The organism is Dokdonella sp. (assembly GCF_051958935.1).
Taxonomy (GTDB): Bacteria; Pseudomonadota; Gammaproteobacteria; order Xanthomonadales; family Rhodanobacteraceae; genus Dokdonella_A.
Map to the genome: position 1 here is coordinate 1 of NZ_JBQCFP010000066.1, position 13,154 is coordinate 13,154.

General features: G+C 70.1%; 7 protein-coding genes. 3 read left to right on the forward strand and 4 right to left on the reverse strand.

Annotation, left to right across the window (positions count from 1 at the left end; all coding sequences use genetic code 11):
* The 3 genes from ACTHK2_RS06210 to ACTHK2_RS06220 form a co-directional block, all read right to left on the reverse strand.
* Positions 1–466: endonuclease domain-containing protein (locus ACTHK2_RS06210; protein WP_440244830.1), on the reverse strand; the 466-nt coding region annotated here is incomplete at its 3' end.
* A 64-nt stretch (positions 467–530) separates the two neighbouring features.
* Complete coding sequence (locus ACTHK2_RS06215) at positions 531–3,146, reverse strand: bifunctional aspartate kinase/diaminopimelate decarboxylase (protein WP_440244831.1); 2,616 nt, start codon at positions 3,144–3,146, stop codon at positions 531–533.
* A gap of 296 nt (positions 3,147–3,442) precedes the next feature.
* Complete coding sequence (locus tag ACTHK2_RS06220; protein ID WP_440244832.1) at positions 3,443–6,700, reverse strand: PKD domain-containing protein; 3,258 nt, start codon at positions 6,698–6,700, stop codon at positions 3,443–3,445.
* A gap of 391 nt (positions 6,701–7,091) precedes the next feature.
* Here ACTHK2_RS06220 and ACTHK2_RS06225 point away from each other — a divergent pair, with 391 nt between their 5' ends.
* The 3 genes from ACTHK2_RS06225 (at position 7,092) to ACTHK2_RS06235 (ending at position 11,433) form a co-directional block, all read left to right on the forward strand.
* Positions 7,092–8,420 carry an amino acid permease gene (locus tag ACTHK2_RS06225; RefSeq protein WP_440244833.1) on the forward strand — a complete coding sequence of 443 codons (1,329 nt, stop codon included), beginning with the start codon at positions 7,092–7,094 and terminating at the stop codon, positions 8,418–8,420.
* Between the two features lie 209 nt (positions 8,421–8,629).
* Positions 8,630–9,175, forward strand: coding sequence for a (2Fe-2S)-binding protein (locus ACTHK2_RS06230; RefSeq protein WP_440244834.1), 546 nt, complete (start codon positions 8,630–8,632; stop codon positions 9,173–9,175).
* Positions 9,172–11,433 carry a molybdopterin cofactor-binding domain-containing protein gene (locus ACTHK2_RS06235; protein ID WP_440244835.1) on the forward strand — a complete coding sequence of 754 codons (2,262 nt, stop codon included), beginning with the start codon at positions 9,172–9,174 and terminating at the stop codon, positions 11,431–11,433. Before ACTHK2_RS06230 ends, ACTHK2_RS06235 begins: the two co-directional genes overlap by 4 nt.
* 174 nt (positions 11,434–11,607) lie before the next feature.
* On the opposite strand, the gene ACTHK2_RS06240 is transcribed toward ACTHK2_RS06235, so the two are convergent.
* Entirely contained in the window at positions 11,608–13,005 is a 1,398-nt protein-coding gene (locus ACTHK2_RS06240) for a UbiA family prenyltransferase (protein WP_440244836.1), read from the reverse strand.
* Positions 13,006–13,154 lie beyond the last annotated feature (149 nt).

A 13,154-nucleotide genomic window follows, 5' to 3' on the forward strand; every position in this document is an offset into this window, starting at 1 on the left:
CGCCCGGGCGCCGCGCGGCGCCAACCCACCCCACCTTTTTGCCCCCCCCCGGCCCCCCCGGGGGGGGCGGGCGGGGGGGCGCCCACGTGCGGAGCGCGACATCCGGCTCGCCGGAACCCCGCTGTTCCGCCGGCAGCGCCCTCAGGATCTGCTCCAGCGCATCGTCGGTGTTCTTCAACACGTCATCATTCCAGAACCGCAGCACACGATAACCGGAGCGCTGTAGCCATCGAGTGCGTGCGGCGTCCGCCTCGACCTGCCCGAGATGTTGACCGCCGTCGAGTTCCACGATCAGGCCCGCATCGGTGCAGACGAAATCGACGATATAGGGACCGATTTCGTGCTGTCGGCGAAACTTCCAATCGAGCAAGGCGCGATTCCGCAAACGGCGCCACAGGAGGCGCTCTGCGTCAGTCTGCGCGACACGCAGCGCACGCGCTCGTTCAACATTGAGACGCTTCACCACGGCCGCCCCCTCACCCTGCCCTCTCCCCGGCGGGGAGAGGGTAAAAGCACGCAGCGCCGGTCCATCACAACACCACCTCCACCGCCGGCTCGCGCAGGTTGTAATGCGAAGCCATCACCGCGCCATACGCGCCGGCCTGCGCGACCAGCAGCACGTCGCCTTCGCGGCACTCGGGCAGGCGGCGGTTCGCGCCGAGCACGTCGCCACTCTCGCAGATCGGGCCGACCACCTGCACCATCGCCTCGGGTGCGTCATCGAGACGGGTGAGATTCACGATCTCGTGCCAGGCGTCGTCGAGCGCCGGGCGGATCAGCGAATTCATGCCGGTGTCGACGCCCACATAGTGCACGCCGCCCTTGCGCTTGGTCTGCGTCACCCGCGCGAGCAGCACGCCGGCGTCGGCGACGAGGAAGCGCCCCGGCTCCATCCACAGCGCGAACTGCGGATACGCGCGCTTCACTTCGGCAAGCGACTCGCCGAGCGCGGCGAGGTCGAGCGGGCTTTCGTCGGGGCGCGACGGCACGCCGAGTCCGCCGCCGATGTCGAGCGACTCGATCCGGCTGAAACCTTCGGCGAGGCTCGCGAGCTGCGCGTATACCGAACCCCAGTGGCCCGCATCGAGGATGCCCGAGCCCAGATGCGCGTGCAGGCCGGTGATGCGCGCGCCGCGCTCGCGCGCGAGCGTGCGGAACGCGTCGATCTGGTCGAGCGCGAGGCCGAACTTCGACGCGTCGCCGCCGGTGCGGACCTTGTCGTGGTGGCCGCGGCCGCTGCCGAGGTCGACGCGCAGGTGCAGCTCGCGGCCTTCGAATAGTTCGCCCCAGTGCTGCAAGGGATGCAGCGCATCGAGCGTCACGCGCACGCCGAGTTCGAACGCGGCGGCGTATTCCTCGCGCGGCGCGAAGTTCGGCGTGAACAGGATGCGCTCGGCCGCCAGCTGCGGCAGCGTGCGGCGCACGGCTTCGACTTCGGCGGGCGAGACGCACTCGAACGCGAAGCCCTCCTCGTGCAGCGTTTCGAGGATCGCCGGATGCGGATTCGCCTTGAGCGCGTAGTGCCAGCGGTCTACCGCGCCGAGCGCACGCAATGCACGCGCCTGCGCGCGCACCGCGTCGAGCGAATAGACGTAACGCGGCGACGCTTCACCGGCGACCTTCAGCAGTGCATCGCGCCCGCGCCGCCACCACGCTTCGCGCTTCGCCACGGCCGGCTCGCCGAGTTCGCGCCAGCTCGGCCCGAACACCGCGCCGTCCTCGACGCGCATTGCATCGGCGCGGATCAGCAACCCGTGCAGGCGCGGGATGAGGTCGTCGGCGAGCGACTCGTCGACGACGAAGGTGAGGTTGAGGTTGTTCGACGACTGGCTGATCAGGTGCACGTCGAGCGCACCGAACTCGGCGAGCACGCCGGACAGGCGATGCAGCTGCGCGCGCATGCCACGCCCGACCAGGGTGATCGCCGCGCACGGCGCGATCACCTTGACGCGGCAGATCTTCGCGAGATCCGTCGCGAGCGCGGACAGCACGTCCGAATCGACCAGGTTTTCGGTCGGGTCGAGCGACACCGTCACGTTCGTCTCGGCCGATCCGATGAGGTCGACCGAGAGGCCGTGGCGCTTGAACTCGGCGAACACGTCGGCGAGGAAGCCGACCTGCTGCCACATGCCGATCGTTTCCATCGACACCAGCGTGACGCCCTTGCGAGCGCTGATCGCCTTGACGCAGGGCGCCGCGTCGGCGGCGACCGCGCGGATCTCCGTACCGGCGAGCTGCGGCCGGTTGGTGTCCTTGATCACCAGCGGCACACCGGCACGGCGCAGCGGGCCGAGCGATCGCGGGTGCAGCACCTTCGCGCCGGTCGTCGCGATCTCCTGCGCCTCTTCGTAGTCGAGCCGGGCGAGCAGGCGCGCTTCGGGAACGATGCGCGGATTCGCGCTGAACATGCCCGGCACGTCGGTCCAGATCTCGACGCACTCGGCCCTGAGCATCGCGCCGAAGTAGCCGGCCGACGTGTCCGACCCGCCGCGCCCTAGCAGTACGGTGCCGCCGTCACCGTCGCGCGCGATGAAGCCTTGCGTGATGAACACCTGCCCGCGCGCGGCGAGCGCGGCGGCGAACGCGGGATCGGGCACGGCCGGCACGCTCGCAGAGAGATGGCGTGCCCACGCCCCCGAATTGGCCAGCGGCTGTGCGAGCAGATGCTCGCGCGCATCGAGCCAGCGCGCCTCGAGGCCCTGCATGCCGAGGAAGGCGACGCCGAGCGTGCTCGACATGAGTTCGCCGAGCGCGTAGGTCTCCGCCTGCCAGTCGAGCGCGGCCGATTCGCGGCGCGCATCGACGATGAGCTGGTCGAGCCGCGCGAGCCAGCCGTCGAGCGCGTTGCGCACCGGCAGTTCGAGATCGCGCAGCAATGCGTTGTGCCGCTCGACGATGCCGACCTGTGCCTCGCGGCATGCCATCGTGTCCTTGCGTGCCTCGGCGATGCACTTGAGCATGTCGGTGATGCCCGACAGCGCGGACACGACGACGAGCACGTTGCGTCCGCGTGCATGGTGAGCCGCGGCGATGCGCGCGATGGTCTCCCAGCGCGGACGCGTGGACACGCTGGTGCCGCCGAACTTGGCGACGACCCAGGGACGGGTGGTGGCGGGCGCCACGACAGGCGCGGATGCGGAACTCAAGCGACGTCCTTCATGCGGATCGGCGGCGTGCGGATTCTTTCGTGCAGCGCAGCAGAACGCAATGGCGTGGCATTTCGCGGGCGGCAAACGGCCCGCGCGCCGGCACCCTGCGGTTTTGCCGGCGATTGCGCTGTCGATCGCGTCTGGTGCGCGGCGCGATCGGCTCGCTTATGACCGAATATCATGTCGCCGGCACGCGACGTTCCTGCAGCGGACGCGAGCCGGCGGACATGCGTCCGCCGGACCGCTGCGTCACCCGGCGCGCCGGTCGCGGCACCGTTGCCGCGACGGCGACGTCAGAGGCGGCAGACCTCGAAGTCGTCGGCGAACAGGTACTCGCCGCCGGCGACGACATCGAACGTCGCGCTGCCGGCGAGGTTGCCGCTGTCCGCACTCAGCACCTTGGCGGACGCGAGCGTGTAGAAGCGCTGCGCCACGCTCGCCGGGAAGCTTGCGACGCCCTGGTTGACGGTCGCCCGGCCGAGCACGACCGTGCCGCCGCAGGCGCTGGTCGAGAGCGTGACCTCGGAGGTCGAGTCGCTGGTCATGGTGTTGCCGCCGGCGTCCACGATCGACACGGTGACCGGACCGAGCCCCGCGCCTTGCATCACGTCAGCCACCGGGTCGAAGGCGAGATGGTCGGCGACGTCCGGCGCGAAGTTCGCGATCACGGTGCAGTTCGCGCTGATCGCGCCGGTGGTGTAGTTGCCGCCATTCAACACGCCCGCCGGGCAGGTGCCCGTCACCGGGGCGACGTGGTAGCCGGTGGCCGGCGACAGCACGAACGCGCTCGTCGCGCCACTCGCGACCGTCTGCGGCGTGGCGGGCGAGATCGTGCCGTTGCCGCTCGAGCTCGGGGTGACGGTGAATGTCGGCGCCGTCACCACGACGGTCTTGCTGGTGCTGTTGCTGGCACTGCCGTTGTCGGTCACGGTGAGCGTGACGGTGTACGAGCCGCCCGTTGCATAGGTATGGCTCGGATTGGTCGCCGTCGAAGGCGCGCTCCCATCGCCGAAGTTCCACGAGCGCGAGGCGATCGTGCCGTCGCTGTCGGTCGAGGCGTCGGTGAAGTTCGCGGTGAGGCCGTTCGTGGTGAAGCTGAAACCGGCGACCGGCGCGACGTTGCCCTCGGGCACGAATTCCCACGCCGAACGACCGAACGTCGCCGCGCGCACGAGGCTGCGGTCCTCGGCGACGTAAAGGCCGGTGACGTTCACCAGCGGCATGCCCGCGCCGTAGCGCGTCCACGTCGCGCCGCTGTCGTCCGACGCGTACACGCCGAGGTGCGTCGCCGCGTACAGCGTACTCGACACCTGCGGATCGACGACGATGTCGTTGACCGGAATGCCGTGCGGGAAACCCGACGCATTGCCGTCGATCGCCGTCCAGGTGCTGCCGCCGTTGGTCGAGCGCCACAGGTGGTTCGATGCCGCTTCCGGCGCGACCGAAGCGATGTAGACGATGGACGCGTTGGCCGGATCGAAGCTGATCGCGGACAGGCTGAGCCCGTTGCCCGGCAGCGTCGTGGTGTTGCCGACCTGCGTCCAGCTCGTGCCGTTGGTGGTGATGTAGGCGCGACCCGAGGTCGCGACGATGCCGACCGTGTTGACGCTGCTGCGCGCGACGCCGACGTTGCGGATTGCGAAACCGCTCGTCGGCAGGCCGGTGGTTCCGAGCGCGCTCCACGATCCGGCGTAGTTCGTGCTCTTGTAGACCTTGGCGTTGCTGAAGGTGAACACGGTATTGCCGGTCGCGTCGCCCTTCCATTCTGCGATGCGCGTGGTGAACGGCGCCGTGTTCGGATTGTTGCACTCGGTGATGCCGCTGCACGCGCTCGAGAAGCTCGTGCCGCCGTTGGTGCTCTTGTAGACGCGGCTGTAGTAGAGGCTGCCGAGCATCTGGTTCGCGTTGCCGCGGTTGATGTTGCAGCCGAATCCGTCGCCGCCGATGATCTGGTTGAACACCGCCGAGTTGCCCACGCGCACGCGCGTGCCGTTGTCCTGCAGGCCCGCGATCACCGCGTCGCGGTTCGCGGTCGAGGAACCGACCTGGTAGATCAGGTGCGAGGCGATGCCGCGATTGAGCGCGTCGGTGAAGGTCGCGCCATTGTCGAGCGAGCGGAAGATGCCTCCGTCGGTGCCGAAGTAGAGCGCGCCGTTCGCGGCGATGTGGCCGGCATGGAAGTCGGCATGCACGTACGGCAGGCTGAAGCGCGCGAGCCAGTTGCTCACCTGCGAGTAGGTCGCGCCGCCGTCGGCGGTCTTCGCGGCGAGCAGGGCGCCGCCGAAGTACGCGAGGTTCGGGTTCGCGGGATCGACCAGCACGAGCTGGTTGTACCAGCCCTGGCCGTTCAGCAGCGTATTGACCGACGACGTTTCGCTGTTGGTGTTCGTGTACGTCTTGTACGAGGCACCGGTCTTGCCGATGCCGGTCCAGGTCACGCCGTTGTCGGTGGACTTGAAGAAGTTGGCGAGGTCGGTCGATGAGCCGAGGTAGGAATTGTTGTTCGCCGCCTCGACGTACATGATGTCACGGTTGGACGGCGCCGCCGCCACCGCCAGGCGCGTGATGCCATTGGTGTCGGTGATGCCGCTCGAGCGGGTCCAGGTCGCGCCGTTGTCGGTCGAGCGCCAGATCTGGCCGTTGGTCTGGTAGTTGGCGTTGCCGGGATCGGCTTCCAGGCTCAGCACGAAGGTGGTGCCGCCGCCCCACGTGATCGTCCACACGTACGGGTCGCCGGTCGGCGAGGCGGGGTCGATCGTCACCTTGCTGAAACTCGTACCGCCATTGGTCGAGCGGTAGAGGCCCGCGTTGGTCGCGGCGAGCACGATGTGGCTGTCGCTGCGCGCGACCTCGATGTCGGGAATGATCGTCGAGTTGCCGAGGTAGACGATGGTGCTCCAGTGGTCGCCGCCGTCGGTCGACTTGACCAGGCCCATGCCGGTGCCGTCGAACGGATCGCCGAGGCCGAGGTACAGCGTGTCGGCATCATCGGGCGCCATCTCGAGCGCGCCGACCGAGAGCGAACCGAGCGTCTCGGTCTTCGCCGCCCAGGTCAGGCCCCCGTCGGTGGACTTCCAGACGCCGCCCCCGGAGAAGGCGACGTAGATGACGCTCGCGTTCGCGGGATCCGTGACGATCGCGTTGACGCGGCCTGCATCGGTCACGTTGAGGGTGCCGCCGTTCTGCGCGAAGTTCGCGCTGGTCGGGCCGATGTTGGTCCAGCTACCGTTCGCCGCGGCGACGAACGGCGCGAGCGAATCGATGACGGGGTCGGAGGTGCCGCTCGCCGGCATGAGCACGGCATGACGCTCGCGCTCGCGCTTGGCCACGTCGTTGAGGAAGCGTTCGTACGCGGGCGAGAACAGCACCTGCTTGCGGCTGAGGTTGGCATCGCCGGCCGCGAAGTCGTCGTTGTACCACTGCGCCATCGCCCGGCGGCGTGCGGTGGCGTCGTCGTGTTCACCTTCTTCCTCGGCGCGCGCAGCCGCGGGGAGGGTCGCCAGCATGCCGAACAGGAGGCAGCTCGCCCAGCGCATCGATTTCACGTTCATTGCAGTTCCCGGTGATGACGGCGGCGGCGCCGCCCGGCACGCGCCGACCGACCTCTCCGGCGTGCGATTGGAAAAACGCTGGGCTCCGCGCAACCGGACCGGCGGCTGCGCGCCTCTTCGAACGCGATGTGCGCGCGATGCCCGACGTGCCGGAACCGGCGTCGCCGACGACATTCGGGCCATGTTTACGCGCGCGGACGATACGCTCCAGGCCACAAGCCCCTGGGGCCGGAGGCGGGCCGCAATCTAGGACCTCGGACCGACCGCGTCAATCGCCCTGCGCCGGCGCGTGGCGCGGGCAGGACCGGTCGTGCGCGCCCGGCGGCGGCAGACGATCGCGCGCGACTCGGGCATGATCCGCCGACGCCCCAGGCACGACGAGGCCCATCGCATGAACGACATGGCTCCGGCCGGATCCGCGCCACCGCCGGTCGGTTACGCGCGTCGCCTCAACGCCTGGGACGCGGCGATGGTCGTGGTCGGCGGCATCATCGGCTCGGGCATCTTCCTGACGCCCGCGTCGATCGCGCGCCAGACGGGCTCGGCCGGCGAACAGCTGCTCGCATGGGGGGTCGGCGGCGTCATCGCGCTGATCGGCGCGCTCTGCTACGCCGAGCTCGGCACGCGCCGACCGAACGCGGGCGGCGGCTATGTGAACTTGCGTGACGCGTTCGGTCTCGTCGTCGCCTTCGTCTACGGCTGGAACCTGCTCGTCGTGAACCACTCCGGCAGCATCGCCGCGGTGTCGACCGTGTTCGTCGAGTACGCCGCCGCGGCCGCCGGCGTCACGCTCGCCGATGCGCGCCCGTATGCGGTCGCGACGATCGTGTTCCTCGCCGGCATCAACTGGTTCGGCATCCGCGCGGGCTCATGGACCCAGAACATCCTGACCGTGCTCAAGCTCGCCGCGATCGCGATCCTCATCGCGGTGGGCCTGTCCGTGCGCGGCGCGCCGCCGCCGACCGCGCCGACCGGCCCGATCAGCCCGTTCGCGTTCGCCGGCGCGCTGATGCCGGTGCTGTTCTCCTACGGTGGCTGGTACTACGTCAACGACATCGCCGGCGAGGTGCGCGAACCGCAGCGCACGATTCCGCGCGCGCTGATCTTCGGCATGCTGCTCGTTGCCCTGTGCTACCTGCTCGCGAACCTCGCCTACCTCGCCGTGCTTGGCCACGATGGCCTCGCCGCGAGCAAGGCACCGGCCGCCGACCTCATGCGCCATGCGTTCGGCGAACCCGGCGCACGCGTGATTGCGGCGGGCATCGCGATCTCGACGCTCGGCTTCGTCAACATCTCGATGATCGGCGCCGCGCGCGTGTTCCAGGTCATGGGCGCCGACGGCGTGTTCTTCCGCGCCGCCGGCATCCTGCACCCGCGCTGGCGCTCGCCGAACATCGCGCTGCTGCTGCTCGCGGTCGCCGCCTGCGCGCTCGCATGGACCGGCACGTTCGACCAGTTGCTCAACTATTCGACCGTCGGCGACTGGCTCGGCATGGCTGCGGTCGTCGCGACGCTGTTCTGGTACCGCCGCCACCAGTCGATCGACGCGGCGACGTTCCGCACGCCGTGGTATCCGCTGCTGCCGGTCGTGTTCCTCGTCGTCGTCGCCGGCGTCGTCGGCACGACGATCTGGCAGCACCCGGGCGATGCCGGCTGGGGTGCGCTGATCACGCTCGCGGGGTTGCCGGTCTATTTCATCTGGCGCCTGTTGCCCCGATAGGGCGGTACCCGCGAAGCACTCGCCGCCGGCGTGCGAGGGTGCGGCGGGCCTCGCACTTCGCGCTCGACCCGCCCTTCGCGTTCCACCGTATGCGACGAAAGGTGGCGCTCGGTGCGCCGGAGCGATGCTCGGCAGGCGCGAAACGCCGTGCGACAATGCGACGATCACACGCGTGCGGGCACGGTCCCCGCGCGTCACGGAGACGCACGATGCCCGAGCAGCCCCCTCACGCCGCCGATTCCGCCCATGTCGAGGCCGCCGATTCGGCCAGGCGTCCCGTTCGCCCGCGGGAACCGCTCGAGGTCACGATCAATGGCAAGCCGTACTTCCATGACGGCGACCCTGCGATGCCGCTGCTCTGGTTCCTGCGCGATACCCTGCGCCTGACCGGCACCAAGTTCGGCTGCGGCATCGGCAACTGCGGCGCGTGCACGGTGCTGTTCGACGGCAAGGCGATGCGCGCGTGCGTGCTGCCGATGAGCGCGGCGGCGACGCACCAGATCACCACCATCGAGGGCCTCGAACGCGACGCGCTGCATCCGGTGCAACAGGCGTGGATCGAAGAGGACGTCGCGCAGTGCGGCTACTGCCAGGCCGGACAGATCATGGCCGCGGTCGACCTGCTCAAGCGCAAGCCCAAGCCGAGCGACGACGACCTCGCCTCGATCGGCAACCTCTGCCGCTGCGGCACCTACCCGCGCATCCGCAAGGCGATCCTGCGCGCGGCCGAACTCATGCAGGGAGAGCGCAAGTGAGCGCGCGCGTCGATGCGGGCCGGCGCCGCTTCCTCGCGATCTCGCTCGGCACGGCCGGCGCGCTCGTCGTCGGCTTCCGTCGTGCCCGCGCGGCCCCCACACCGGGCGTGCCGCCGGAACTGCTCGGCGACGACCTCACCCAACTCGGGCCGTTCGTGCGCATCGAGCGCGACAACCGCATCGTGATCGGCGCGCGTGGCTGCGAGATCGGCCAGGGCGTGATCACCTCGCTGCCGATGCTCGTCGCCGAAGAGCTCGACGTCGACTGGTCGCAGGTGCGCGTCGTGCAGCTGCCCTACGGTTACATCGACACCGACAAGGGGCCGTCGAACCGCTACGGCGACCAAGGCGCCGGCGGCAGCACGAGCGTATCGGACGGCTGGAAGGACCTGCGCCTCGCCGGCGCGACCGCGCGCTGGCTGTTGGTGCAAGCCGCGGCGAAGGAATGGAACCTGCCGGCCACGCAGCTGCGCACCGAGTCCGGCGAAGTGCTCGCCCCCGACGGCCGCAGGCTCACCTACGGCGCGCTCGCGCGCAGCGCGGCGGCGATCGCGCCGCCGGACGGTCCGGTCGCGCTGAAGAAGCCCGAGCAATTCCGCATCATCGGCAAGCCGACGCGCGTCGTCGACGCGCGCGACATCGTGATCGGCCGCAGCCGCTTCGGCATCGACGAATACGCGGCCGACGCGCTCGTCGCGGTGATGCTGCGCTGCCCTTACCTCGACGGCACGCTCGACAGCTTCGACGACCGTGAGACGCGCAAGGTCGCCGGCGTCGTCGACGTGATCGCGATCGCTGGCCCGAAGCCCGGCGAGCCCTTCGACGGCCCGCTCGCGAGCGGCGTCGCCGTGCTCGCCGAACACACCTGGGCCGCGCTCAAGGGACGCGATCTGCTCAAGGTGCAGTGGAAGCAAGGTCCGTGGAGCGGCGAATCGAGCGGCGCGCTCGCCGCGCGCGCGAACGAACTGCTCGATCGCAACGAAGGCGGCACCCCGGTGCGCCGCGACGGCGACGTCGCGCAGGCGCGCAAGCAGGCGCGCAATGTCGTCGAGGCGCGCTACGAGGTGCCGTTCCTCGCGCATGCGACGATGGAGCCGCCCGGAGCGCTGATCGAGATCAAGCAGGACAGCGCGCGCCTCGTCGCGTCGCTGCAAAGCCCGGGCGGCGCGTCGGCGATGATCGCGCGCATGACCGGCCTCGCGCGCAAGGACATCGAAATCCGCATGACGCGCGCGGGCGGCGGCTTCGGCCGGCGCCTCGAGAACGACTTCGTCGCCGAGGCGGTGCTCATCGCGAAAGCGGCCGGGCGCCCTGTCAAGCTCATGTGGACGCGCGAGGACGACCTGCAGCACGACTTCTATCGCCCGTTCGGCGTGCACGCGCTCAGCGCGACGCTCGATCGCAAGAAGCAGGTCAGCAGTTGGACGCATCGCTGCGCGGCGACGCCGCGGCCGTACCGCGAAGGCGGTGGCCGCAAGCGGCCGATCAGCACCGGCTGCCTCGAAGCCGACGATTTCCCCGCCGGGCTCGTCGCCAACCTCGACAAGACCTTCTTTTCCGTGGACTCGGGCATGCCGCGCGGCTGGTGGCGCGCGCCGCTGCACACGTTCCACGCATTCGCGGTGCAGAGCTTCATCGACGAGATCGCGCTCGCGAGCAAGCAGGACGCGGTGAAGCTGCGCCTGGCGATGCTCGGCGAACCGCGCAGGATTCCCTACTCCGGCCACGGCGGTCCCGAGTTCGACACCGGGCGCCTCGCCGAGGTGCTGCGCCGCTGCGCGGCGAAGATCGGCTGGGGTGAACGGCGCGACGACGGACACGGCATCGGCATCGCCTGCCATTTCACGTTCGGCGGCTACACCGCGCACGCGTTCGAGCTATCGGTCGAGGGCCGCGAGCTGCGCATCCATCGCGCCGTCTGCGTCGTCGACGTCGGCCGCGTCGTCAATCCGCTCGGCATCGAGGCGCAGATGATGGGCGGCACGATCGACGGCATCTCGACCGCGTTGCACCTCGCGATCACGGTCAAGGACGGCCAGGTGCAGCAGCACAACTTCCCCGACTATCCACTGCTGCGCATGGCGCAGTCGCCGCGCCACGTCGAAGTCGAGATCGTCGCCTCCGACGCGGATCCCGTCGGCGCCGGCGAAATGGGCGTGCCGAGCGTCGCGCCCGCGCTCGCCAACGCGGTCTACGCGGCGACCACCGTGCGCGTGCGCAAGCTGCCGCTGATGCCGGAGCTCATGCGGATGCTGTGAGGGCCGGGTTCCGTCTTCCGTGGGAGCGGCTTCAGCCGCGATGCTTTCGCTTGTCGGCGGTCGGCGGCACGCGCTGCGCGCGTACCGCCCTACGAGAGTACCGGGCTTCCGTCGCGCCCGCAGCAGCGAGGTGGAAGCGTGTAGGGCGATACGCGCGCAGCGCGTCCCGCCACCCTACGCCGCCATCGCGACGGTGGCGATGAATCCCGCGAGCACCGCAAGGCTCGGCACGTCGGTCAGCGCGAACACGACCGGATCGTCGTGCATGCGCCCGCGCCGCGTGAGCGACCACACGCGCAGCAGCCACGCGCCGAGCAGCGGCAGGAGCAGCCACAACCAGTGCGGATGGCGATACAGCGCCGCGCTCTTCGTGCTGTCGACGTAGAGCGCGAGCACGAGCAGGCTGGTGCCCGCCGCCGCGGCACCGAAGCTGCCGATCCAGGCGAGGTGCGCGGCGCGATAGCCGCGACCGGCGACGCTTGCCTGCGCGCTCGCCGCGACGCGGTGCACCTCGGCATAGCGCTTGACGAGGGCGAGGCTGAGGAACAGGCACATCGCGAAGGCGAGGAACCAGCCCGACGCGTCGACCGGGATCGCGACCGCGCCGGCGACGATGCGCAGCGTGTACAAGGCGGCGAGCACGATGACGTCGACGAGCACGACGCGCTTGAGCAGCAGCGAGTAGGCGAACGTGGTCGCCACGTACAGGCCGAGCACGAAGGCGAAGCGCGACGGCAACAGCGAAGCGAGCGCGAACCCGGCGAAGACGAGCAGTGGCGCGGCGACGAGCCCCGCCGCGATCGACAGGCGCCCTGCCGCGAACGGTCGCGCGCGCTTGCGCGGATGGCGGCGGTCGGCGTCGAGGTCGACGAGGTCGTTGAACACGTACGCACCCGATGCGCACAGGCAGAACGCGACGAACGCGAGCGTGGTCGCGTAGAGCGCGTCGGGCTCGAAGACGCGGTGCGCGGCGATCGCCGCGACGTATACGAGCAGGTTCTTCGACCACTGGTGCGGCCGCAGCGCGCGCACCGCGGCGCGCCAGGCGCCATCGCGGCGCTCGATCACCGCGTCCACCGTGCGCGACCGGCGCAGGCGTGCGAGCACGCGCGGCGACGCATTCGCGGCGATTGCGCGGCGCGCGTGCTCCCAGACCGCGACGTCGGCCGTGGCATCGCCGACGTAGTCGAAGCCGCGCTCGCCGTAGCGCGCCACGAGTGCCTGCGCCTTGCGTGCACCGCCGAGGTTGGTGTCGCCGTCACTGCCGAGCGCGGCGTCGAAGCCGCCGACGTGCGCGGCAACCGCATCGACGAAGGCCCGGTCCGACGCGCTGCACAGCACGCGCGGACGCGTGGCGGCTTCATCGAGCAGGGCGAGCACGCGCGCGTCGTACGGCAGGCGGGTGACGTCGACTTCCACGCGCCGCGCGATCTCGCGCTTGAGGTGCGCCTTGCCGCGCAGCAGCCAGAGCGGCAGCAGCAAGAGGTGGAGCGGCTTGCGCCGCAGCAGGGCGAGCACCGATTCGTGCAGCAGGTCGGTGTGGACGAGCGTGCCGTCGAGATCCACGCACAAGGCGACGTCGTCGTGGTCCTGCATGCGGCGCGGTCGTTCCGGGTCGGTCGTGATCGCGGCGAGGATAACCGATCGCGCATGGCCGCTGCCGCGCCAAGCCATTGATTGCGCGCCATCGCGTGGGTGCGGCGGCACGCGCGCAGCGCGTG